The 22002-nt window shown below is 63.0% G+C and carries 21 protein-coding genes; 10 read left to right on the top strand and 11 right to left on the bottom strand.

Annotated features, from left to right (window positions below; genetic code table 11):
• Positions 1 to 200: 200 nt before the first annotated feature.
• Positions 201 to 1460, bottom strand: coding sequence for a histidine--tRNA ligase (hisS, locus tag ACI5KX_RS02985; protein WP_406809190.1), 1260 nt, complete (start codon positions 1458 to 1460; stop codon positions 201 to 203).
• A 123-nt stretch (positions 1461 to 1583) separates the two neighbouring features.
• On the opposite strand from hisS, the gene ppa reads away from it, so the two are divergent.
• Positions 1584 to 2114, top strand: a complete 531-nt coding sequence (gene ppa, locus ACI5KX_RS02980) for an inorganic diphosphatase (RefSeq protein ID WP_406809189.1) — start codon at positions 1584 to 1586, stop codon at positions 2112 to 2114.
• Positions 2115 to 2233: 119 nt separating this feature from the next.
• On the opposite strand, the gene ACI5KX_RS02975 is transcribed toward ppa, so the two are convergent.
• Complete coding sequence (locus ACI5KX_RS02975; protein WP_406809188.1) at positions 2234 to 3628, bottom strand: mechanosensitive ion channel domain-containing protein; 1395 nt, start codon at positions 3626 to 3628, stop codon at positions 2234 to 2236.
• Between the two features lie 85 nt (positions 3629 to 3713).
• The gene (locus ACI5KX_RS02970; protein ID WP_406809187.1) at positions 3714 to 4091 is read right to left on the bottom strand and encodes a hypothetical protein; all 378 of its coding nucleotides are present in this window, start codon (positions 4089 to 4091) and stop codon (positions 3714 to 3716) included.
• A 320-nt stretch (positions 4092 to 4411) separates the two neighbouring features.
• On the opposite strand from ACI5KX_RS02970, the gene lptB reads away from it, so the two are divergent.
• From lptB to ACI5KX_RS02950, 4 genes are all read left to right on the top strand, one after another.
• Entirely contained in the window at positions 4412 to 5140 is a 729-nt protein-coding gene (gene lptB / locus ACI5KX_RS02965; RefSeq protein WP_406811309.1) for an LPS export ABC transporter ATP-binding protein, read from the top strand.
• A 125-nt stretch (positions 5141 to 5265) separates the two neighbouring features.
• The gene (gene rpoN, locus ACI5KX_RS02960; protein WP_406809186.1) at positions 5266 to 6738 is read left to right on the top strand and encodes an RNA polymerase factor sigma-54; all 1473 of its coding nucleotides are present in this window, start codon (positions 5266 to 5268) and stop codon (positions 6736 to 6738) included.
• 210 nt (positions 6739 to 6948) lie between these two features.
• Entirely contained in the window at positions 6949 to 7644 is a 696-nt protein-coding gene (gene ctrA / locus ACI5KX_RS02955; RefSeq protein ID WP_406809185.1) for a response regulator transcription factor CtrA, read from the top strand.
• Between the two features lie 125 nt (positions 7645 to 7769).
• Positions 7770 to 8603, top strand: a complete 834-nt coding sequence (locus tag ACI5KX_RS02950; protein WP_406809184.1) for a class I SAM-dependent methyltransferase — start codon at positions 7770 to 7772, stop codon at positions 8601 to 8603.
• Between the two features lies 1 nt (position 8604).
• Here the strand turns inward: ACI5KX_RS02950 and ACI5KX_RS02945 are convergent, their stop codons facing one another.
• A complete protein-coding gene (locus ACI5KX_RS02945) occupies positions 8605 to 9816 on the bottom strand; it encodes a mechanosensitive ion channel family protein (RefSeq protein ID WP_406809183.1) in 1212 nt (403 codons plus the stop codon).
• A 100-nt stretch (positions 9817 to 9916) separates the two neighbouring features.
• On the opposite strand from ACI5KX_RS02945, the gene ACI5KX_RS02940 reads away from it, so the two are divergent.
• Both ACI5KX_RS02940 and ACI5KX_RS02935 read left to right on the top strand, forming a co-directional pair.
• Positions 9917 to 10618, top strand: coding sequence for a tRNA (guanine(46)-N(7))-methyltransferase TrmB (locus tag ACI5KX_RS02940; protein ID WP_406809182.1), 702 nt, complete (start codon positions 9917 to 9919; stop codon positions 10616 to 10618).
• A 226-nt stretch (positions 10619 to 10844) separates the two neighbouring features.
• Positions 10845 to 11345 (top strand): ferritin-like domain-containing protein, encoded by a 501-nt coding sequence (locus tag ACI5KX_RS02935; RefSeq protein ID WP_406809181.1) that lies wholly within the window; start codon positions 10845 to 10847, stop codon positions 11343 to 11345.
• Positions 11346 to 11401: 56 nt separating this feature from the next.
• On the opposite strand, the gene ACI5KX_RS02930 is transcribed toward ACI5KX_RS02935, so the two are convergent.
• Together ACI5KX_RS02930 and ACI5KX_RS02925 are read right to left on the bottom strand one after the other, a co-directional pair.
• Positions 11402 to 12526, bottom strand: a complete 1125-nt coding sequence (locus ACI5KX_RS02930) for an aminotransferase class V-fold PLP-dependent enzyme (protein WP_406809180.1) — start codon at positions 12524 to 12526, stop codon at positions 11402 to 11404.
• Between the two features lie 15 nt (positions 12527 to 12541).
• Positions 12542 to 14827 carry an NADP-dependent malic enzyme gene (locus tag ACI5KX_RS02925; RefSeq protein ID WP_406809179.1) on the bottom strand — a complete coding sequence of 762 codons (2286 nt, stop codon included), beginning with the start codon at positions 14825 to 14827 and terminating at the stop codon, positions 12542 to 12544.
• A 126-nt stretch (positions 14828 to 14953) separates the two neighbouring features.
• On the opposite strand from ACI5KX_RS02925, the gene mutS reads away from it, so the two are divergent.
• Together mutS and ACI5KX_RS02915 are read left to right on the top strand one after the other, a co-directional pair.
• Complete coding sequence (gene mutS, locus ACI5KX_RS02920) at positions 14954 to 17572, top strand: DNA mismatch repair protein MutS (RefSeq protein WP_406809178.1); 2619 nt, start codon at positions 14954 to 14956, stop codon at positions 17570 to 17572.
• Positions 17573 to 17622: 50 nt separating this feature from the next.
• On the top strand, positions 17623 to 18111 hold the full coding sequence (locus ACI5KX_RS02915) for a hypothetical protein (RefSeq protein WP_406809177.1): 489 nt from the start codon (positions 17623 to 17625) through the stop codon (positions 18109 to 18111).
• A gap of 21 nt (positions 18112 to 18132) precedes the next feature.
• Here the strand turns inward: ACI5KX_RS02915 and ACI5KX_RS02910 are convergent, their stop codons facing one another.
• The 5 genes from ACI5KX_RS02910 to gluQRS all read right to left on the bottom strand — a co-directional run bounded on the left by ACI5KX_RS02910 (position 18133) and on the right by gluQRS (position 21138).
• Positions 18133 to 18456, bottom strand: coding sequence for a hypothetical protein (locus tag ACI5KX_RS02910; protein WP_406809176.1), 324 nt, complete (start codon positions 18454 to 18456; stop codon positions 18133 to 18135).
• Positions 18457 to 18508: 52 nt separating this feature from the next.
• Positions 18509 to 19378, bottom strand: a complete 870-nt coding sequence (locus ACI5KX_RS02905) for a 3-hydroxyacyl-CoA dehydrogenase NAD-binding domain-containing protein (protein WP_406809175.1) — start codon at positions 19376 to 19378, stop codon at positions 18509 to 18511.
• A 61-nt stretch (positions 19379 to 19439) separates the two neighbouring features.
• Positions 19440 to 20015 carry a cob(I)yrinic acid a,c-diamide adenosyltransferase gene (locus ACI5KX_RS02900; RefSeq protein WP_406809174.1) on the bottom strand — a complete coding sequence of 192 codons (576 nt, stop codon included), beginning with the start codon at positions 20013 to 20015 and terminating at the stop codon, positions 19440 to 19442.
• A gap of 37 nt (positions 20016 to 20052) precedes the next feature.
• Entirely contained in the window at positions 20053 to 20283 is a 231-nt protein-coding gene (locus tag ACI5KX_RS02895) for a hypothetical protein (RefSeq protein ID WP_406809173.1), read from the bottom strand.
• A 24-nt stretch (positions 20284 to 20307) separates the two neighbouring features.
• Complete coding sequence (gluQRS, locus tag ACI5KX_RS02890) at positions 20308 to 21138, bottom strand: tRNA glutamyl-Q(34) synthetase GluQRS (protein ID WP_406809172.1); 831 nt, start codon at positions 21136 to 21138, stop codon at positions 20308 to 20310.
• A gap of 141 nt (positions 21139 to 21279) precedes the next feature.
• Between gluQRS and ACI5KX_RS02885 the strand changes: the two genes are divergently transcribed.
• Positions 21280 to 21888: an HNH endonuclease gene (locus tag ACI5KX_RS02885; protein WP_406809171.1), complete on the top strand. Its 609-nt coding sequence runs from the start codon at positions 21280 to 21282 to the stop codon at positions 21886 to 21888.
• Positions 21889 to 22002: the final 114 nt, after the last annotated feature.

Below are 22002 nucleotides of genomic sequence, written 5' to 3'. Positions count from 1 at the left end.
ACGGTTCGTTTTCATATCCGCGGCATAGCGAAAATTGCGCGGTGTAGGAAAGGTTCTCGCCCAACGTCATGCCGGATCTACATATGTCATCCCGGACTTGTTCCGGGATAGGGCTTCGTTTGACAATCGCAGCACCCGAAGAAAAGCACCACCCCGGAACAAGTCCGGGGTGACTCGGTAGTCCTCGAACGATGAGGGGGCTAGGTATGACCGCCGAATTGATCGATCATCTTGCGTAGCCGCCCTTGCCATTCTTCGGAGCCGCGAATTCTGGAGGAAAGACTTCCGTCAGCGTCTGAATCAACGGCCAGGATCGTTTCCGCTCCCGCCTTTACAGCTTTGTCGTAGCGCTTTCTCGGTGAGCCCGTTGCGGAAAGCTCAGCAGAATAGCCAGACATTCTGAGGAGGCCAGCGAACCCGATTGCATAAGCAAGCTGCCGGTCATCCTCTACCACGACAATTACGTCCGCTCTTGGCTCATCCTTCTCCCCCACTAACATCGCCAACCGCTCGATCCCTGCGGCCCAGCCCACGGCAGGCGTCGGCGCGCCGCCCAAGCTTTCCATCAGCCCGTCGTAACGCCCGCCGCCGAGAATCGTGCTTTGGCTGCCGAGTTTTCCTGCGGCCTCGCTGCCTTCATCGGGAATGAATTCGAACGCGGTGTGGCGGTAATAGTCGAGCCCGCGCACGAGGCTTTCGGCGCGCGTCCACTTTACACCCGCTGCATCGAGGCCGCTGGTGACACTCTCGAAAAACGCCCTGGCCTCCTCGGTCAGGAAATCGTCGATCCTGGGCGCATCGGCCACAAATTGCCGGTCACGGCGATCCTTGGAATCGAGGATCCGCAGCGGGTTCTTCTCCAGCCGCTCCTGCGAATCTTCGGACAATTCGCCCTGCACCGCGCGGAAATACTCGACCAGCGCCGCGCGCCATTGCTCGCGGCTATCGGCATCGCCGAGCGTGTTGAGGTGCAGCGTCACACCCTCGATCCCGAGTTCGCGGATCACCTGGTCCGCCATCGCGAGCAATTCGACATCGGCCTGCGGCTCGGCCGCGCCGATGATCTCGGCGTCGATCTGGTGGAACTGGCGGTAGCGACCCTTTTGCGGGCGCTCGTAGCGGAACAAGGGGCCGTGGGTCGCGACCTTCAGCGGCGCGTGCTGCTGCCAGCCATTGGTGAGGTAGGCACGCGCGATCCCGGCGGTGAACTCCGGGCGCAGCGTCAGCGAATCCCCGCCGCGATCCTCGAACGTGTACATTTCCTTCGAAACGACATCGGTGGTCTCGCCGATCGCGCGGCTGAACACTTCGGTTTTCTCGAACACCGGCATCTCGACCCGGCGGAAGCGATACAGCTTGCGGACGCGCTCGAAGGTTTCGACCACGAAGGCGAAAGCCTCGGCATCGGCGCCGAAAATGTCCTGCGTGCCGCGAATGGCTTGCGGTGTGTTCTTGCTCATGTCGGTCCTGTCCTTTGGGCGCCCCTAAGCCACACTCGAACTTGCCGCAATATGGAGAGCAGGCTATCGGCGCGCACGAAGTCCTTGGGAGAGGGGCGACCACAGACAAGAGAAAGCCCAGTCATGCGCATCGACAAGATCCCTACCGGCACCAATCCGCCCGAAGACCTCAACGTCATCATCGAAGTGCCGACCGGCGGCGAACCGGTAAAGTACGAATTCGACAAGGAAAGCGGCGCGCTGTTCGTCGACCGCATCCTGCACACACCGATGCGCTATCCGGCGAATTACGGCTTCATCCCGCACACGCTCTCTCCCGATGGCGACCCGCTCGACGCACTGGTGATCGCGCGCTCGCCCTTCATCGCCGGTTGCGTGGTGCGCTCGCGCCCGATCGGCGTGCTCAACCTCGAGGACGAGCACGGCGGCGATGAAAAGCTGATCTGCGTGCCGGTCGACACGACCTTCCCGTATTATTCGGATGTCGGAGAAACCAAGGATCTGCCTTCGATCATCTTCCAGCAGATCGAGCACTTCTTCACGCACTATAAGGATCTCGAAGCCGAGAAATGGGTGCGGATCGGCAGCTGGGGAGATGCGGCTGAAGCGCGGCAGATTGTCGTCGAGGCAATCGAGCGGGCCAAGGAGTCTTAAGTCCCGCACCCCATCCGGGGTGCGATCTCCTCGCTCACGCGGCCTGAAGACCGCGTCGCTGCGGGCGCGCAGTCGCGCTTGCGGTCACCGCGGGTGACCGATGATCGACGCATCGGAGCTTACTCCACCGGCCGGGAAGGATCGAGCAGGTCCTTTGCTTGTTCGCCATCGGTGCGGCGTTCCTGCTCCACCATCTCGCTGATCTCGCTTTCGGGCTTCACGTCTGCGTGGGATTCGTCCGGGGCGGGTCTGGAGCTTGGCTTGGTGTCGGGAGCGGACTCCGTAATACTCGCAGAGCGCCCGATCGGCAGCGGATCGGTGCGTCCGTCGAAACGCAGGCGATAGATCGGCTCGGGCAGCGCAAAGCCCGCCTCTTCGAGCGCGTCCTTCACCGCCGCGATGGCGAGGCTGCGCGACTTGTACCAATCGGCTTCGCGCTGATCGACCCATCCCAGGAACAGGATGACGATGTTCGAATCGCCCACGTCCTGGATACGCGCCGCCGGTTCGGGATCGTCGAGGACGAATGGGAGGCTGGCGATCGTATCGCGTCCGAGCGCCATCGCCGCGCGCGGATCGTCGTCCGCATCGACCCCGAGCTCGAATTCGAACCGCCGCTGCGGATTGCGGGTGTAGTTGAGGATAACGGCCTTGAAGACCTGGGCGTTCGGGACCCGCAAATGGTTGCCTTCGAGCGTCATGAGGATCGTCGCGCGGCTTGTCAGGCGGATCACCCGGCCCTCGAGATCGTTGATGAGCACGTGATCGTTGGGGCGGAACGGCTGGCGCAGGCTCAGCATGATCGAAGCGACGTAATTCTCGATCGTATCTCGCATCGCGAAACCGAGTGCGATGCCGATCACGCCGGCGCCGCCGAGCACCGCACCAAGCAACGCCCCCGCACCCAGCATGTCGAGCGCGACAACGAGTCCGCCGACCACGAAGGCGAAACGGATCGCGCTGCGGATAAGCTCGCCCAGAAACGCGTTGGGGGCGACCCGGTCCCAGATGAACCGAAGGCCAGCCAACGCATAGCCCGCCGTCCCGATGAGAATGGCGACGAGTGCCGATACTGCGAGCAGCGGCAGGGCTTTGACGAAGCTGTCGAGCAGGCCCGAAACTTCGCCGAGGATCGAAAGATTGCTGTCGACCGTCAGGTCGCGTTCGATATTGTTCTCGACGGTGACGACACCGGTCACCCGGTCGGCGATCGCAGCAGCGCGATCGATCGCTTCGGGATCCTTCACTGTGCCTTCCAGCGTCACGACGCCTTCGTTTACGGTGACGTCTACATTCGCGAATGCAGGCAGTTCACCGAAGATTCCCGAAAGCCGATCCGCTATCTGCGCGTCGTCTTCAGCATCCTGTTCGGGGTCGATTTGCTGTACGGCAGCTTCGGGCGGTTCGCTCGGGGCGTCGGCGGGCGGCAGGATCGCGAATGCCGGCACTGCGATCCACAGCGCCGCGAGCGCGAGTATCATCCGCAGGAATTGCAAGCCGAGCTCTCCATCCATCCGACGCGGGAACCGCCGCGCCCTGGATGGAAGCGATTGAAACGGACCGCAGGTTCCCTGCCGGACCGTCTTCACGGGATTGCGATCAGGAAAAGAGAAGCTTGAAAATGCCGGTCAGCGCCAGGGGAAGACCGAGCGCGAGCGCCCAGAGCATGACCAGATCCCGGCGAAATGCCCCGGCCAATCCAGGATCGGCAGCCTCCTCGTCGGACAGGTCTTTCCAGCGTTTCTCGAACCAGCGGCAGGCGGGGATGATTCCGGCGACCAGCACAACCAGCGCGACATAGGGCAGGATCGAGGAGAACCCCTCGGCCAACGCCTTCACGGTCAGGAAAATCTGAAGGCCGGTGTAAACCAGCAATGCGTAGGCGACATGGTCACTGATCGCCTTGCGGTAATCGGTGCCGTGTGCGCCGAACTTGTGCGCGGTGCTCCGCGTCTCATTGTGCGAAATATCGTTCATTGAACCGCTCCCCAACGGACTCTCACTCTTTCCCCGATTATCACAAAGTGAGCACCAAGTTGCAAGCAGAGTAACCAAACCGACATATTGCGACGCGGCGCGCCCGGCAGACATCGCAGGGCCTTCAAATCATGCGCGATTTCGCCGGCAGGGTCCGCACAACCCGCGTTTTCGGGCCGGAAAGCAAAAATCCTGCCAAAACGGCTTGCCCCCCCTTTTCTGTTAAACTGAGGGTGCTAAGGCTGGACGCCATGGACGAGTCATCCACTCTGAAACAGCTGGCGGAAACCGCAGAAACCCACGCCGACGCGAGGGCGCCCATGCCCCACGGCGGGCTTGAGGTCGTTTCAATTGCCAAGAGTTACGACAAGCGCGCGGTGCTGACCGACATTTCGCTTACCGTCGACAAAGGCGAAGTTCTCGGACTGCTCGGCCCGAACGGCGCGGGCAAGACCACGTGCTTCTATTCGATCATGGGCCTGGTGAAGCCGGATTCGGGCCGCATCCTCATGGATGGTGAGGACGTGACCAACCTGCCGATGTATCGCCGCGCGATCCTCGGCCTCGGCTATCTTCCGCAGGAAACCAGCATCTTCCGCGGCATGACGGTCGAGCAGAACATCAACTGCGTTCTCGAACTGGTCGAGCCCGATGCCGACACGCGCGCTGCCGAGCTCGAACGCCTGCTGGGCGAATTCGGCCTGACGCGGCTGCGCGAAAGCCCGGCCATGGCGCTTTCGGGCGGTGAACGCCGCCGCTGCGAGATTGCCCGCGCGCTTGCCGCAAAGCCTTCGATCATGCTGCTGGATGAGCCCTTCGCCGGGATCGACCCGCTGTCGATCAGCGACATCCGCGACCTTGTGAAAGACCTGAAGAGTCGCGGGATCGGCGTGCTCATCACCGATCACAATGTCCGCGAAACGCTCGATATCGTCGACCGCGCCTGCATCATCTATGGCGGGCAGGTACTATTCGCCGGAACACCGCAGGAGCTGGTGGCAGACGAGAACGTGCGGCGGCTTTACCTGGGCGAGAGTTTTACGCTGTGAAGTGGCCTTCCTTTCCCTCCGCTCGTCCTGAGCTTGTCGAAGGGCTGCTTTTTCTTCGAGCGCAATGCCAGAAGGAAGGACAACCCTTCGACAAGCTCGGGGTGAGCGGGAAGAGGTAATCGCATATGGCGCTAGGCCCGCGCCTCGACCTCCGCCAATCGCAACAATTGGTGATGACGCCGCAATTGCAGCAGGCGATCAAGCTGCTGGCGGCGTCCAACCTCGAAATCGAAACCTTCATCGGCGATGCGCTCGAAAGCAATCCGCTGCTCGAAGCCGGATCGGTATCGAGCGAAGAGAGCGGCGGCGGCGAGCCGGACGACATCCCGCGCGAGGAGTTCACTTCCGACCAGCTGATGGCCCAGGGCCAGGGCGAAAGCGAAGCCCCGCTCGATATCGATCGGAGCGCGCTCGACCGCGACCGTGACACAGGCGACGGCGAATGGGGTTCCGCTGCCTCCAGCGGTTCTTCGTTCGAGGATTTCCCCGACATCGCTTCGAACAGCGCAGCCGAGACGACCCTGGCCGAACACTTGCTTGAGCAGGTCGGATCGGTCGCCGCCAATCCGCAGGAAGCCTTCATCGCGCGGCACATCATCGGCCTGCTCGACGATGCGGGATATTTGGCCACCGACCTGCGCGAAATCGCCCGCGATCTTTCGGTCACACTCGAGGATGTCGAAGATGCGCTCTATGTCGTGCAACTGCTCGATCCGAGCGGCGTGGGTGCGCGCAGCCTTGCCGAATGCCTTGCGATCCAGGCGCGTGAGGCCGACCGCTACGATCCGTGCATGCGGGCCATGCTCGACAATCTCGATCTGGTGGCACGCGGCGAAGTCGATCGCCTCAAACGATTGTGCCGGGTGGACGACGAGGATTTCGCCGACATGCTGCACGAATTGCGCAGCTACGATCCCAAGCCCGGCCTCGCTTTCGCACCGAGTGCCGACAGCGCGGTGGTGCCCGACATCCTGCTCACCGCCAACGAGGCCGGCGGTTGGGACATCAACCTCAACGAAGAAACGCTGCCGCGACTTGTGGTCAACCGCGACTATTATGTCGAACTGAGCGCCGGCTCGCCCGCTCCCGAAACCCGGAGCTGGCTGAAAGAGAAGCTCGCCGATGCCCACTGGCTGATCCGCGCGCTCGATCAACGGCAAAAGACGATCCTCAAGACCTCCGCCGAGATCGTGAAGCAGCAGGAAGGGTTCTTCCGCAAAGGTGTGTCGGAACTGCGTCCGCTGACCCTGCGCGAAGTCGCCGAGCAGATCGACATGCATGAAAGCACGGTCAGCCGGGTGACCAGCAACAAGTATCTGCATTGCGACCGCGGCACGTTCGAACTGAAGTATTTCTTCAGCAGCGGCGTCGCTTCGAGCGATGGCGAAGGCGCCTCTTCCGAAGCGATCAAGGCGCGGATCAAGGCGCTGACCGATGCCGAGGATCCGAAGAAGGTGCTGTCCGACCAGAAGCTCGCAGACCTCCTGAAAGAGGAGGGGTTCGACCTCGCTCGCCGCACAGTGGCGAAATATCGCGAAGCCATCGGGATCGGCTCGAGCGCGCAGCGGCGCAGGGCGAAGAAACTGGAAAACCTCTAGGGTTCCTTGCAGCGCAACCGCGTGCGAGCGCCCCTGCCCCTGTTGCATAAAAGACTCGCAAACTTTCCAAGCAATCCATTTACGGCACGTTAACCTTTTCCGTTCAGAAGTTGCGTGGTTAATACATGGCAACGTGTCTTATCGAGGCGTTACCACCTCACCTTGCTGAAAGGTTAGTGGCAGGGTTCTGGGGCAAATAGGGGACCGGATATGCGAGTGCTTTTGATTGAGGACGAGCCGACAACGGCGAAAGCCATCGAGCTCATGCTCACCACTGAAGGCTTCAATGTCTATTCTACCGATCTGGGCGAAGAAGGCCTCGATCTGGGCAAGCTGTATGATTACGACATCATCCTGCTCGACCTGAACCTGCCGGATATGCACGGCTACGACGTGCTCAAGAAACTGCGCGTTGCCAAGGTGCAGACGCCGGTCTTGATCCTTTCGGGCATTGCCGAAATGGACAGCAAGATCCGCTCGTTCGGCTTCGGGGCAGACGATTACGTGACGAAGCCGTTCCACCGCGAAGAGCTGGTTGCCCGCATCCATGCCGTGGTGCGCCGTTCGAAGGGCCACAGCCAGTCGATCATCCGCACCGGCAAGCTGGCGGTGAACCTCGATGCGAAAACCGTCGAAGTCGATGGCGCCCGCGTCCACCTCACCGGCAAGGAATATGCGATGCTCGAGCTGCTTTCGCTGCGCAAGGGCACCACGCTGACCAAGGAAATGTTCCTCAACCACCTGTATGGCGGGATGGACGAGCCCGAACTCAAGATTATCGACGTCTTCATCTGCAAGCTGCGCAAGAAGCTCAGCCATGCATGCGGCGGCGAGAACTACATCGAAACGGTCTGGGGCCGCGGCTATGTGCTGCGCGATCCCGATGCGGAACAGGAAGCCGCCTGATCCAAATCTCCTAGGATTTCGGAAAGCCCCGGAGCGCCACGCGGTTCTCCGGGGTTTTCTTTTGCGACGAAGCGGCTGGACGCGAAGCGCGCGGAGTGGAATCATCCCCGCGGGAGGACACCACGATGCCGCTCGTTCCCGATTTCCTCGCCGGACGGTCCCCGCCCGATCTCTACCATGCCTATCTCGAACCCGCCTTCGAACCGTGGGCGCGCGCGATGATAGAACAGATGGATCCGGGCGGGCAGGTGATCGACATCGCCTGCGGCACCGGTCTCGTCAGCCGACTTGCCGCGGCACGGCCTGCAATCGAGCATATCGAGGCGATCGACGTCGCCCCTCCGATGATCGCCAAGGCGCGAAGCCTCGGAGCTGAAGCAGCAAACAAGGTCACATACTCCGAAGCCAGCGCGCTGGACCTGCCGTTCGAGAATGACAGGTTCGACTGCGCGCTATGCCAGCAGGGGCTGCAGTTCTTTCCCGACAAGGTTGCGGGGCTGCGCGAAGCGCGACGGGTTCTCAAGCCCGGTGCGAAGGGGGCGTTTTCAACGTGGTGTTTTGCGAAGGACGGCCTTCCGGTGTTCGACGCCTTTGAGGACATTGTCGCTCAAGAGCTTGGCAGCGACCTCGTTCCATTCGGCCCATTTGCATTCGGAGACCGCCAGACGATCGCGCGCCTTGCCGGCGAGGCGGGTTTCAGGACAGTTTCGCTCGAAGCCGAAACGCGCCTTTCGCCGCTTCCCGACCCCCGAACCATTGTGCTGTTCGACCTTTGCTTCGTGGGGCGTCCCGCATCGGATGGTACGCTCCAGCCGATCCTCGATTTCACCGATCCGGCGAGCGACGAAGTGATCGAACGCCTGGTCGAACATATGGAGCGGGCGACTGCCGAATATCGCCAGCCGAACGGATCGCTGCTCGCGCCCATGCGAGCGCACACACTCGTGGTCGAAGCCTGAATCAGCCCGCCCTGGAAAGGCCCGCAATATCCGCGCCGGTCGGCTCCTGGAACACGCGCAGATCGAATTCGGGCATGATCGCGAGGAGATGGTCGAAGATGTCGGCCTGTATGCCCTCATAGGTCTCCCACGCGGTGATGTTGGTGAAACAGTACACCTCCAACGGCACACCCTGCGGTCCCGGTGGTAACTGACGCACCATCAGCAGGAAGTCTTCGCTGATATCGGGATGCCAGCGGATATAGGCCGCCATGTAGGCACGCATCGTCCCGATATTGGTGAGCCTGCGCGCGTTGACGGGCGCGGCGTCGCCCGCAAGCTCGGCTTCGTTCCACTTCGCGATCTCTGCCTTCTTGGCCTCAAGATACGGCTTGAGGATCGTGAATTTCTTCAGATCGGCCACCTCGTCGTCGCTCAGGAAGCGGACCGAGTTCTGGTCGATGGCCAGCGAACGCTTGATCCGCCGCCCGCCGCTTTCGCTCATGCCGCGCCAGTTCTGGTAGGCATCCGAAACCAGCCGGTGGGTCGGGATGGTCACGATAGTCTTGTCGAAATTCTGGACCTTCACCGTGTGCAGCGAGATGTCGATCACGTCGCCATCGGCCTCCATGCTCGGCATGGTGATCCAGTCGCCCACCCGCAGCATGTCCTGCGTCGTCAGCTGCACGCTCGCGACAAGGCTGAGGATGGTGTCCTTGAAGACCAGCAGCAGCACCGCGGTGATCGCGCCCAGACCGGAAAGCAACAGCAGCGGCGACTCGTCGATCAGCACCGAGATGAGAATGATCGCCGCGCCGCACAGGACGAGGATCTTCACGACCTGCACGAACCCCTTGATCGGGCGGTTCTTCGAGCGCGGCAGGCGTTCGTAGAGTTCGTTCGCGTAGGACAACCCCTTCACGATCGCCATCGCGACCGACACCACGATGAGCGCCTGTGCGACGTTGCGAACCACGACATAGACTTCGTCGGGCAGGTTCGGGACGAGGCCGATCCCGCGCGATATCACCAGCAGCGGCGCTGCGGTCGCGAGCCATGCCGCCGCCTTGTCGATCGTGGTCGTTCTGGCATCGAGATATGGCGCGGCGATCCGCAGGATCACATGCTTGAGCACATAATTGAGCGCCAGTGCGGCGAGGCCGAGCAAGACGAGCCCGATCAGGGACTGCGCCCAGAGCGGCTGGGCGTAAAAAAGTTCGGAGAGGTTTTGCATTGCCGGGCGCGTTATAGGGGATGAGAGCGTGGCTCAACCCCACCCCCTTGCGGGCAAGGGGTCTGGACAGCGTCGCCCCGCCCCACTACCCGCGCGGCCCATGACAGCGTTTAAGGAAGGCGATCCCACAACTCTCAGCCGGCTGTACGGCCGCAGCGTCGGCAAGCCGCTGCGCGCGCGCCAGCAGGGGCTGGTCGACAACCTGCTGCCGCAGATCTCCGTGCCCGAGGAGGGCCCGGTGACCGCCGAAACGCTGTTCGGGGAGGATTGCCCGCTGCACTTCGAGATCGGCTTCGGCGGCGGCGAGCACCTCGCCTATCGCGCCGACCTCTTGCCCAATCACGGCTTCATCGGGGCCGAGCCGTTCCTCAACGGGGTCGCGCAGGCGCTGACCCATATCGAGGAGCAGCGTCTCGCCAACGTCCGCCTGCACCATGGCGATGCGATCGAGATCCTGAAACGTGTGCCCGATGGCGCGCTGACCATGCTTTACCTGCTCCATCCGGATCCCTGGCCCAAGAACAAGCACGCCAAGCGGCGGATGATGAATGACGGGCCGGTCCAGCTGTTCGCCGACAAGATCAAGCCGGGCGGTGAGTTCCGCTTCGGTACCGACCACCCGGTCTACCTGCGCCACGCGCTGATGGTGATGCAGCGCTTCACCGACAGCTTCGAATGGGTCGTCGAGGGCCCGGCCAGCTGGCAGAACCGCCCGTCAGGCTGGTGCGAAACCCGCTACGAACAGAAGGCGCGCGAAAAATTCGGCCACGAAGTGTGGTACTTCCGGTTCCGGCGTATCTAGGCGTCCGTCCTGGGCTTTCCACCTGTCTGCGGATCAGGCCCATATCCAGAGAAAGATCGGATTGCATGTCACTGGGCGCGGCTTGGCCGCATGAACTTCAGTCCATCGCAGCTGAGCCATAGTCCAGCCTTTAACTTACGGAAAAAGCGATATTTTTCGGAACGGTCTCGTGGTGCGCCCGTTGATAGGGTGAATGCAAACGAACGAATCAAGGGAGACACGCAATATGACCATCCGCACCCTCACCGACCTGTACATCGACCAACTTCAGGACATCTACAGTGCCAACCGCCAGTCGCTCGAAGTGAGCAAGAAGCTGCGCGAAACGGCCTCGTCCGGCGACCTGAAACGAGCCCTCGATAATGGCGTCAGCGGCATCGAAGAAGGCATGACCAAGGTGAAAAGCCTGATCGAAGGCCATAAGGCCGATCCGACCGGTGAATTCTGCAAGGGTATGGAAGGTCTCGTGAAGGAAGTGAAGGCACATGCCATCAACGCCGACATTACCGATGGTGATGTGCGCGACGCCTCGATCATCGCCCAGTATCAGCGCATGGCGCACTACGCGATGGCCGGATACGGTACGGCAGCAGCCTTCGCCGAACGTCTCGGACTGACGAACGACGCTGCGACGCTGCGCAAATGTCTCGACGACACGCAGAGTGGCGACCGCCGGATGACCGGTATCGCAGTCGGCACCGTCAACGCGGAAGCGATGGCCGCCTAAGGAACGCGTAACCCAACACAAAGAGGCTCGGCACCCCGCCGGGCCTTTTTTGCGTCTCAGCGCAGCGCGGCGAGCAGCGCCTCGCGATCCGCCCCGTTGTTGTAGAGGTGCGGGGTCACCCGCAGGGAGGTGCCGCGCAACGAAACATGCACCCTGTTCTCGGCGAGCCGTTCGGTCAGGCCGCCGGGCACGTCGCCCGGAAATCCGAGCGAGAGGAAATGCGGCGCGCGTGTGCCGATGGGCGCAGACGTAAGGCCCATCTTCGCCGCCGCATCGGCAATCGCCTGGGTCTGGTCGGCAAGCGTCTCGGCAATCGCATCGACTCCGAATTCGAGCAGGAAGTCGAGCGCGGCACTCGCGCCCATGAGCAGCGGCGGGTTCGATTTCTCACCCATGTCGAACCGCCTCGCACCGGGCTGGAAATCGTCGCGATAATCGACCAGCCGGGCGAAATCCTCCGACCCTCCGCGATTGATCCAGTTGTATTCGATCGGCTCGCCGTCGTGATGCTTCGGATCGACATAGAGCATGCCAATGCCATACGGCCCCATCAACCATTTGTAGCACGCGGCGACCGCGAAATCCGGCTGCACCTTGGCGAAATCGATCGGCATCGCGCCAAGCGATTGCGTGAGATCGAGCACGAGCGCGGCACCCGCTTCGCGGCAGGCGACACCGACCCGTTCGAGGTCGACAATGCGTCCATCGGCCCAATGACAGTTGGGCACGGCGACGATGGCAGTATCGGGCCCAATCGCGTCGAGCACAGCGGCGGTCCAGCAATCCTGGGATGATCGCTCGACGGTCGAAACCTTACCGCCGGTGCGCGCTGCCAGCTCACGCCAGACATAGATGTTGGAAGGGAACTGGTCGGCCAGAGTGACGATGTTCTGGCCTGCCGAAACGGGCAGGTTTCTCGCCGCGACCGCCAGCGCGTAGCTGACCGAAGGAACGATCGCGAGGCTGTCGACAGCCACATCGGCGACACGTGCCGCGCGCTCGCGAAAATGCTCGCAAACGGTGAAGAAATCCACGGGCGCGAATTCCCACGGTGTCGCCTTGAGCCGCGCAGCTTCTTCCATGGCCTGCACGACACCGTGCGACAGCGGCGCCATATAGGCGCAATTGAGGTAATGCACCTCTTCAGGGATCGAGAAACGCTCGCGCTGGCAGTCGATCATGCGATCAGCCCACGGCTAGCCAACGACCCCGGCGCTCGCCAGCACCGCCAGTGTCAGCACGTCTGGCGCGATCGCGGTCATCGGCGCGATCTGGACCGGCTTTTCCATGCCGATCAGCATCGGCCCGACCGTCGCATTGCCGCCAAGCTCGCGCAGGATCTTCGCCGACAGGTTGGCCGATTGCAGTCCCGGCATGATCAGCACGTTGGCAGGCGCGGACAGGCGGCTGAAGGGATAGAGCTTCATGACCCCCGGATTGAGCGCGGCATCGGGTGCCATTTCGCCTTCGTATTCGAAACCCGGTTCCTCGCGATCGAGGATCGCCACCGCCTCGCGGATGTTGGTGAGCCACTGGCCCGAAGGGTTGCCGAAGGTCGAATAGCTGAGAAAAGCAACGCGCGGCTCGTGGCCCATGCGCCGCGCGACCGCCGCCGTCTCCTTGGCGACATGCGCCAGCTGTTCGGCGCTCGGGCGCTCGTTGATCGTGGTGTCGGCCAGGAAGGTCGTGTGGTTCTTGCCGATCATCATGTGAATGCCGAACGGCACCGCATCGGGCTTGGGATCGAGAACCCGGTTCACTTCCTTGGCGGTCTGCGCGAAGGTGCGGGTGAGGCCGGAGATCATCCCGTCGCCATGGCCCAGCGCGACCAGAAGCGCGGCGAAAACGTTGCGTTCCTGGTTGACCATGCGGCGCACGTCGCGCTCGGTGTAGCCACGTCGCTGGAGCCGTTTGTAAAGATAATCGACCATAGCGGGCACATGCTCGCTGTCGGCCGAGTTCTGGATTTCGAAACTGCCGGGGTCGGAGACCGAAAGCTGGTGCAGCTTGTCGAGCACCGCCTTGGTGCGTCCGACCAGGATCGGCGTGCCGTAGCCGAAATCGCGATACTGGATCGCGGCGCGCAGCATGACTTCCTCTTCCGCCTCGGCGAAGACCATCCGCTTGGGATTGTTCTTGGCTTCCTCGTAGACGCCGGTGAGCACCGAGGTGGTGGGGTTGAGGCGCGAGCGCAATTTCACGCGATATTCCTCGAAATCCTCGATCCGCGCTTGCGCCACGCCCGAATCCATCGCCGCCTTGGCCACCGCGGAGGAGACGACTTCGATCAGGCGCGGGTCGAACGGGGCGGGAATGATGTAATCGGTCCCGAACTTGTGGTTCCGGCCGTAGGCGGCGGCGACTTCCTCGGGCACCCGCTCGCGCGCGAGTTGGGCGATGGCATGCGCGGCGGCGACCTTCATTTCCTCGTTGATCGTCGTCGCCTGCACGTCGAGCGCGCCGCGGAAGATGAACGGAAAGCCGAGCACGTTGTTGACCTGGTTGGGAAAGTCGCTGCGCCCTGTCGCGATGATCGCATCGGGCCGCACGCGCTTGGCATCCTCTGGCATTATCTCGGGCACGGGGTTCGCCATCGCAAAGATGATCGGCTTGTCGGCCATCTTCGAAACCCATTCGGGCTTGAGCGCGCCTGCCGCCGACAGGCCGAGGAAGATGTCTGCGCCTTCGAGCGCTTCCTCGAGGCTGCGCGCCTCGGTCGGCACGGCATGCGCGCTCTTCCACTGGTCGACATCCTCGCGTCCCGGATAGATCGGACCCGACCGGTCGCAGACGATCACGTTCTCGTGCGGCACGCCGACCGACTTGATGAGTGCGGTGCAGGCGAGCGCCGATGCGCCCGCGCCGTTCACCACCATCTTTACGTCCTTGAAATCGCGCCCGGTGAGGTGACAGGCGTTGATCAGGCCCGCCGCTGCGATGATCGCGGTGCCGTGCTGGTCGTCGTGCATCACCGGGATGTTCATGCGCTCGCGCAGGGCCTGCTCGATGATGAAGCATTCGGGTGCCTTGATGTCCTCGAGATTGATCCCGCCGAAGCTCGGCTCCATCAGAGCGACCGCTTCGATGAAAGCGTCCGGATCTTCGGTCGCGAGTTCGATATCGATCGAATCCACATCGGCGAAGCGCTTGAACAGCACTGCCTTGCCTTCCATCACCGGCTTCGAGGCCAGCGCGCCGAGATTGCCGAGGCCGAGGATCGCGGTTCCGTTCGAAATCACCGCGACGAGGTTCCCGCGCGCGGTATAGCGCGCGGCCAGCGACGGATCTTCTGCGATGGCCTCCACAGGGGCGGCAACACCGGGGGAATAGGCCAGCGACAGATCGCGCTGCGAGGTCATCGGCTTGGTCGCGACGATCTCGAGCTTACCGGGCCGGATCGTCTCATGGTAGAACAGCGCCTCGCGCGTCGTGAACCCGCTCTTGCGTTCACCCCGGTTTGCGCCCTCGGTATCGTTCGACATGAATCCCTTTTCCGTAACGGCAATATGGTTTGAACCAACGCGCTTAGCGGGGCTTGCCCGCAAACGATAGGGGAAACCCGCTGCCGAGACGTATCGAATCGGCGGCGCTCTGGTTAGTCCCGAGAGATGGCCGGTGAACCCACTCCGATGATGCAGCAATACCTCGCGCTGAAAGCCGAGGCGGAGGGCTCGCTGCTGTTCTACCGGATGGGCGATTTCTTCGAGCTGTTCTTCGACGATGCGCGCGAAGCGGCGGGCATCCTCGACATCGCGCTGACGACACGCGGCGAGCACGGCGGCGAGCCGGTGCCGATGTGCGGAGTTCCGGTGCATTCGGCGGAAGGCTATCTCGCGCGGCTGATCAAGGCCGGGCAGCGGGTTGCAATCGCCGAGCAGGTCGAAACCCCCGACGAGGCCAAGGCGCGGGCCAAACGCGAAGGCAAACCGTCTTCCAAGGCGCTGGTGAAGCGCGACATCGTGCGCTTCGTAACCGCAGGCACGCTGACCGAGGAAGCGCTGCTCAATCCGCGCTCGGCCAACATGCTGGCCGCTCTGGCCGAGGTGCGCGGGACGATCGGCATCGCGAGCTGCGATATCTCGACCGGCGCCATGGTGCTCGAAGAATGCGAACCCGAGATGCTCGGTGCGGAGCTGGCGCGGATCGGGGCGAGCGAAGTGGTGGTTCCCGAAGACTGGGAACACGCTCCCGAAGATGCTGTGTCCCATGCACGCAGCACTTTTTCTTCCGATGGCGGTGCCGAACGGCTGAAGGCGATCCACGGGGTCTCGACGCTCGACGGTTTCGGCGACTTCTCTCGCGCCATGCTGGCGGCAGCGGGCGGGCTGGTCGCCTACCTCGATCACGTCGGACGCGGCAGCCTGCCGCTGCTGCTGCCACCGATGGCCCGGGCGCAGGCTTCGGGCATGGCTATGGACGAGGCGACGCGGGCGAGCCTCGAAATCCTCGAGAGTTCTGCAGGTGGCAGGAATGGCAGTCTGATCGCCACGGTGGACCGCTGCTCGACCGGCGCAGGGTCGCGGTTGTTGGCCGAAGACCTTTCGGCACCGCTGCTCGACCGCGCTGCGATCGAGGACAGGCTGGCGCTGGTCCAGTTCTGGCGCGACCGTCCGATCGAGCGCGCGACCCTCCGCGATGCATTGCGCGCGCTGCCCGACATCGGGCGCGCACTCGGGCGGATCGTTGCCGGACGTGGAAGTCCGCGCGATCTCGGGCAGGTGCGCGACGGGCTGGCCGAAGCGATCCGCCTGCATGACTGGCTCGAACAGGAGCAGGACCGCCCTGCCCTGCTCGACGGGCTGCTGCCACGCCTTGTCGGGCATGGCGCGCTGGTCGACCATCTCGCCCGCGCGCTGATCGCCTCCCCGCCCACCGAGCGATCGAATGGCGGCTTCATCGCCGAGGGATACGACGCCAGCCTCGACGAGTTGCGCGAAGTCTCCGGCAATGCCCGCCGGGCGATTGCCGCGATGGAGGCGCGTTATCGCGACGAAACCGGCATCGCTTCGCTCAAGATCAAGCACAACGGCGTGCTGGGCTATTTCATCGAGGTGCCCAGCCGCCACGCCGATGCGCTGATGGCGGCGGACAGCGGCTTCACCCACCGCCAGACCATGAAGGGCGCGGTGCGATTCAACTCGCTTTCGCTGCACGAGGAAGCCTCGCGCATTTCCGAAGCGGGTGGGCACGCACTCGCTGCCGAGGAGGCGCATTTCGAGGAGCTTGTGGCGGAGGTCTCCGCAGCGCGAGAAGGCATCGCCGCGACCGCCGCCGCGCTCGCGCGGATCGATGTCGCTGCGGGCAATGCCGAACGCGCGGCGGAAGGCGACTGGGCCCGGCCCGAGATTTCCGACGATACCGGTCTCGCGATCACCGGCGGGCGTCACCCTGTGGTCGAAGCTGCGCTTGCGAAGGCCGGAGAGCGCTTTGTCGCCAACAACTGCACATTGGGGCAGGACGATCGGCTGTGGCTGATCGGCGGCCCCAACATGGGCGGCAAATCGACCTTCCTGCGCCAGAACGCGCTCATCGTCCTCATGGCGCAGGCGGGGTCTTTCGTCCCTGCCGAAAGCGCGCGGATCGGACTGGTCGACCGCCTGTTCAGCCGTGTCGGCGCATCGGACAATCTCGCTCGCGGGCGCTCGACCTTCATGGTCGAAATGGTCGAAACCGCCGCCATCCTTTCGCAGGCGACCGAACGCAGCTTCGTCATCCTCGATGAAGTCGGACGCGGCACTTCCACCTATGACGGGCTGGCGCTTGCCTGGGCGGTGGCAGAAGCGGTGCACTCGCGCATCGAATGCCGCTGCCTGTTCGCAACCCATTATCACGAACTCGCCCGGCTGGCCGAAACCTGCCCTGCCCTGTCACTGCATCACGTTCGCGCCCGCGAATGGAAGGGTGACCTCGTGCTGCTTCACGAATTGACCGAAGGCCCTGCAGACCGGTCTTACGGCCTCGCAGTGGCGAAGCTTGCCGGGGTGCCCGAAGCGGTGGTGAAACGCGCGTCGCAGGTGCTGGAGAAGCTCGAAAGGGCGCGGAGCGAAACCGGGGGCATTGCCGCCGGACTTGGTGAGCTGCCGCTGTTCGCCGCCGCTGTCCAGGACCGCCAGCCGGAGAGCACGCCCGAGCAGAAACTGGCTGCGCGGCTCAACGACACCGATCTCGATGCGCTGTCGCCGCGCGAAGCACTGGACCTGCTTTACGAGCTCAAACACGACCTTTGAGGCGCCCTCTTTCTACCATATTTTAACCAACGTGATGCTATGCCGCGCGCATGTCCAAGTCGTTTTTCGAACAGAGCAAAGGTGCGCTGATCTTCGCCGGTGTGACGGTGTTTGGCGCGGCGGTTTTTGCCGCGTCGATGGGCGATCGCGGCCCGATGGCGTACATACCCGGCGCACCGGAGGCGGAGCCCGATCGCGGCGTGGTCGAGGAAAAGCCGGCGAAACAGGCCGAGCCGCAGCCTTCGGTGTTCAGTGACTACGTTTCGGACGAGGAGCTCAGCTTCTCGTCTTTCGCCGAGGAGGAGGAGCTGGTCGACAACACGGATGGTGCGAGCACCGCCGGTTTCAGCACATCGCCCGGGCAGGAAATGGGCGAGATCATCTCTTCCGGGGGAAGCGAACCCGCCAACCCAGGCCCTGCAAGTCCCAAAGCGAGCGGACGTCGCCCGCCCCCGGGCCCGATAAAGCGCGCAGACGCGCCGTCGAAGGATGCAAATACGGTGCAGCCCAAGAAGCCGGTCGATACCGAAGTCTTCTAGGACACCGTTGGCGCGGGCCGATCAGCCCTTGCCGCCGTATTTCTTCGTATTGTCGTCGTGGTTGGGTTCGCCCGCATAGGCATCGGTATCGATTTCGCCGGAGTCTTCCATGTCGCGCATCTGATCGATCATGTCGGTTTCGCTTCCGGCAACCCCATCGACTGCGGGTGATGCGGGCTTGCGGCTTTCGGTACCGCCAGGCTTGTTCGAGGCATCGTCCTGCGCCTGTCCGGCGACTTCCTGCGCCTGCGAACGGTGATCGTCCTGCTCGTCATTATGGGTTTCGGGGGCGAGACCCGATTGGCGTTCTTCCTGGCTTTTCGCCTGTGTCTGGGTGTCGGTCATGCAAAATCTCCTTTTGCATAATCAACGGGTTACCCCTCCACCCGGTTCCGAATTAGCGCGTCGGCACGGGGGCCTCTCCGGAATAGTCGTAAAACCCGCGCCCGGTCTTGCGGCCCAGCCAACCGGCTTCGACATATTTTACCAGCAGCGGCGCAGGGCGGTACTTGGCATCGCGCGTGGTCTTGTAAAGCACCATGATGATATCGAGACAGGTGTCGAGCCCGACGAAATCGGCGAGCTGCAGCGGACCCATCGGGTGGTTGAGGCCCAGGCGGCAGCCCTTGTCGATATCCTCGATCCCCGCGGTCGACTGGCCGAGCACGAAAATCGCTTCGTTGATCATCGGCAGCAGGATGCGGTTGACTACGAAGCCGGGTTCATCCTGCGAGAGGACCACTTCCTTGCCGAGGCCGCGAGCGAATTCGGTCACCCGGTCGGTGGTGTTCTTGGCAGTGGCGAGGCCCGGGATGACCTCGATCAGCCCCATCACCGGAACCGGATTGAAGAAGTGCAGCCCGATGAAGCGCTGCGGATCGGGCGAGTGGTTCGCCATGCGAGTGATCGGGATCGAGCTGGTGTTCGAGGCCATGATCGCATCGGCAGCGAGGACCTTGCCCGCCGCATCGAAGATCGTGTTCTTGATCTCTTCCTTCTCCGTCGCGGCCTCGATGATGAGGTCGGCCTCGGCCATGGGCGAGTAATCGGCCACCGGAGTGATCTTCGCCAGCACCGCCTCGGCGGCATCGGCTTCGATCTTGCCGCGCCCGACCAACTTGACCAGCGCCTTTTCGACATTCGCCTTGCCCGCCTCGGCGCGCGCGAGATCGACGTCGGACAGCATCACCGTCATCCCGTTCTGGGCGACGGTCTGGGCGATGCCGGTCCCCATCTGGCCGGCTCCGATAACAGCGATGTTGCGCATTGAATGTTCCTTCGCACGTGCAGCAATCTCGCGCCGCACTAGCGAGGATCCAGGCTGCTGGCTAGCGGTTAGCGCCGGGAATCCACTTAACGTCGGCCCTGCCGTCGTGATTGCAGACCCGGGCGAGGACGAACAGTAGATCGGAAAGACGGTTGATATAGGCCGCCGCCGCCGGATTGACCGGAGTTTCCGCCGCCATCGCGGTCACAGCCCGCTCGGCCGAGCGCGTCGTCGCCCGCGCGACATGGACCCGCGCAGCTGCTTCGCTACCGCCCGGCAGCACGAAACTGGTGAGCGGTTCGAGCCGCTCGTTGAGCGCATCGATCCGCTGCTCGACCCATTCGGCCTGCGAGGGGACCATGCGCAGCACCATCTCCGACGGCGAAAAGTCGCCGTCTTCGGCAGGCGTCGCAAGGTCTGCGCCGAGGTCGAACAAATCGTTCTGCACACGGGTCAGGATCTCGCGCTGCGCCTTGTCCTCGATCGCGCAAATGGCGAGGCCGATGGCGCTGTTGGCTTCGTCCACCGCGCCGATCGCAGCGATGCGTGCGGAATGCTTGGGGCAGCGCGAGCCGTCGACGAGCCCGGTCGTGCCGTCATCGCCGGTGCGGGTGTAGATCTTGTTGAGTTTGACCATGTCTCGCGGCCTAGCGCGGCTGTGCGATGCGCGCCAGTTATTGCGCGAGCAGCAGGATCACCACGACCACGCCGATCGCCGCAGCCTGATACTTGATGCGGGCGAACATCGCCTTGTTCTGCATCAACTGCATATCGGTCACGGTTTCGCCCTCTCCGCTTTCGAGATCGATCTTGGTCGTCTTCAGGAAGGCGACGACGCCGCGGACGAGCGACACCACGACCATGATGCACAGAATGATGAGGGCGGGGATCAGGATGTAGTTCATGTGTATTAAATGGGCATTTCCGGCTCAGGTTCCAGACTGCATGTGCTGCAACCTGAGTTGCTCGGCAAGCGCCAGTCCGTCTTCGCCGCTTTCCCGGCGCTCGGCGAGCGAGGGCGATCCGCGCCGTTTCGCAAGTTTTTGGCCGTCTTCGTCGAGCAATAGCTTGTGATGGTGCCAGTGCGGCACCGGCAGCTCGAGCAATTGCTGAAGAATGCGGTGGATGTGGGTCGCCGCGAACAGGTCCATGCCGCGCGTCACCATTGTGACCCCGTCGGCGGCATCGTCCAGCGTTGCGGCCAGGTGATAGCTCGCGGGCAGGTCCTTGCGCACGATCACGACGTCGCCGAATTCGCGCGGATCGGCGACGACGCTGCCGGCCTTTTCGTCGGTCCAGACGAGTTCGCCCAGTTCGGCCATGGCCTTGTCGACATCCAGCCGCAGCGCAGCGGGCTCGTCCGGCTTGAGCGACCGGCCCTTGCAAGCGCCGGGATAGACCAGCCCGTCCGCACCGCGGCGCGCAGGGATCGCTTCGATTTCCTTGCGGGTGCAGGTGCAGGGATACAGCATGCCCCGCTCGACGAGCCGATCCGCCGCCGCGCGATAGCTGTCAATCCGCGTCGACTGCGGCGGCACCTCTTCCCATTCGAGCCCGAGCCATTCGAGATCACGGCGAAACTCGTCGACGAATTCGGTGCGAGAGCGCGGGCCGTCGATGTCCTCGATCCGCAGTAGAAACCGCCCGCCTGCCTGCTTGGCGATGTCGTGAGCGAAAATCGCGGAGAACGCATGCCCCAGATGGAGGCTGCCATTGGGGCTGGGTGCAAAGCGGGTAACTGTCTGAAGCGGCTCGCGCATACGGCGCCCATGCCACAGCCCGGCCACACAGGCTATCCACAAGCTGTCAACACGCTGTGTCTGTGGATATACACGCTGTAACGGCTTTGACTCATCGCCCTGTCAAGCCATGTTCCGATCAATCAGGGAGGAACGCGCAGAGTGTTCAAGAGCGAACTGATCGAGACGGCGGCGAAGTTCCGCAGCGTAGAGGGAGACCCGAGCCGCAACCTTTCGGGGTGCCCGGCGCTGGTCCTCAATGCCGACTACACGCCGCTCTCCTATTACCCGCTCAGCCTGTGGCCGTGGCAGACCGCGATCAAGGCGGTGTTTCTCGACCGGGTCGATATCGTCGCCAGCTACGACCGCGAGGTGCACTCGCCATCGCTCGACATGAAGATCCCGAGCGTCATCGCGCTGCGGCAATATGTGAAGCAGAGCGAGTTTCCCGCTTTCACCCGCTTCAACGTGTTCCTGCGCGACAAGTTCGAATGCCAGTATTGCGGCAGGGACGAAAATCTCACCTTCGACCACGTGATCCCGCGCCGGTTGGGCGGCAAGACGACGTGGGAGAACATCATCACCGCCTGCGCGCCGTGCAACATGAAGAAGGGCGGCCGCACGCCGAAGCAGGCGCACATGCCGGTGCAGATGAAGCCGATCCGGCCCACAAGCTGGCAGCTGCAGCAGCACGGCAAGCAGTTCCCGCCGAACTACCTCCACGAAACGTGGCGCGACTGGCTCTACTGGGACATCGAGCTGGAGGCTTAGGGGTTCAGATATGAATCGGGATTTAATTGAACTGTAGGACAATTTGTCCTATATGGACCTCGCAGTTGGAGATCTCAGGATCACCTCAAGGCCGCATCGTTGCCGCGATGCGGC

This window comes from Erythrobacter sp. GH1-10 (assembly GCF_045363165.1).
Classification (GTDB): Bacteria; Pseudomonadota; Alphaproteobacteria; order Sphingomonadales; family Sphingomonadaceae; genus Erythrobacter.
This window is presented reverse-complemented; position numbering and strand designations above follow the sequence as displayed.

What these genes read in the sequence shown, in the direction of transcription:
- hisS (WP_406809190.1), bottom strand. Translation starts at nt 1,460, where the DNA reads ATGAGCAAGAACACACCGCAAGCCATTCGCGGCACGCAGGACATTTTC.
- ppa (WP_406809189.1), top strand. Translation starts at nt 1,584, where the DNA reads ATGCGCATCGACAAGATCCCTACCGGCACCAATCCGCCCGAAGACCTC.
- ACI5KX_RS02975 (WP_406809188.1), bottom strand. Translation starts at nt 3,628, where the DNA reads ATGGATGGAGAGCTCGGCTTGCAATTCCTGCGGATGATACTCGCGCTC.
- ACI5KX_RS02970 (WP_406809187.1), bottom strand. Translation starts at nt 4,091, where the DNA reads ATGAACGATATTTCGCACAATGAGACGCGGAGCACCGCGCACAAGTTC.
- lptB (WP_406811309.1), top strand. Translation starts at nt 4,412, where the DNA reads ATGCCCCACGGCGGGCTTGAGGTCGTTTCAATTGCCAAGAGTTACGAC.
- rpoN (WP_406809186.1), top strand. Translation starts at nt 5,266, where the DNA reads ATGGCGCTAGGCCCGCGCCTCGACCTCCGCCAATCGCAACAATTGGTG.
- ctrA (WP_406809185.1), top strand. Translation starts at nt 6,949, where the DNA reads ATGCGAGTGCTTTTGATTGAGGACGAGCCGACAACGGCGAAAGCCATC.
- ACI5KX_RS02950 (WP_406809184.1), top strand. Translation starts at nt 7,770, where the DNA reads ATGCCGCTCGTTCCCGATTTCCTCGCCGGACGGTCCCCGCCCGATCTC.
- ACI5KX_RS02945 (WP_406809183.1), bottom strand. Translation starts at nt 9,816, where the DNA reads ATGCAAAACCTCTCCGAACTTTTTTACGCCCAGCCGCTCTGGGCGCAG.
- ACI5KX_RS02940 (WP_406809182.1), top strand. Translation starts at nt 9,917, where the DNA reads ATGACAGCGTTTAAGGAAGGCGATCCCACAACTCTCAGCCGGCTGTAC.
- ACI5KX_RS02935 (WP_406809181.1), top strand. Translation starts at nt 10,845, where the DNA reads ATGACCATCCGCACCCTCACCGACCTGTACATCGACCAACTTCAGGAC.
- ACI5KX_RS02930 (WP_406809180.1), bottom strand. Translation starts at nt 12,526, where the DNA reads ATGATCGACTGCCAGCGCGAGCGTTTCTCGATCCCTGAAGAGGTGCAT.
- ACI5KX_RS02925 (WP_406809179.1), bottom strand. Translation starts at nt 14,827, where the DNA reads ATGTCGAACGATACCGAGGGCGCAAACCGGGGTGAACGCAAGAGCGGG.
- mutS (WP_406809178.1), top strand. Translation starts at nt 14,954, where the DNA reads ATGGCCGGTGAACCCACTCCGATGATGCAGCAATACCTCGCGCTGAAA.
- ACI5KX_RS02915 (WP_406809177.1), top strand. Translation starts at nt 17,623, where the DNA reads ATGTCCAAGTCGTTTTTCGAACAGAGCAAAGGTGCGCTGATCTTCGCC.
- ACI5KX_RS02910 (WP_406809176.1), bottom strand. Translation starts at nt 18,456, where the DNA reads ATGACCGACACCCAGACACAGGCGAAAAGCCAGGAAGAACGCCAATCG.
- ACI5KX_RS02905 (WP_406809175.1), bottom strand. Translation starts at nt 19,378, where the DNA reads ATGCGCAACATCGCTGTTATCGGAGCCGGCCAGATGGGGACCGGCATC.
- ACI5KX_RS02900 (WP_406809174.1), bottom strand. Translation starts at nt 20,015, where the DNA reads ATGGTCAAACTCAACAAGATCTACACCCGCACCGGCGATGACGGCACG.
- ACI5KX_RS02895 (WP_406809173.1), bottom strand. Translation starts at nt 20,283, where the DNA reads ATGAACTACATCCTGATCCCCGCCCTCATCATTCTGTGCATCATGGTC.
- gluQRS (WP_406809172.1), bottom strand. Translation starts at nt 21,138, where the DNA reads ATGCGCGAGCCGCTTCAGACAGTTACCCGCTTTGCACCCAGCCCCAAT.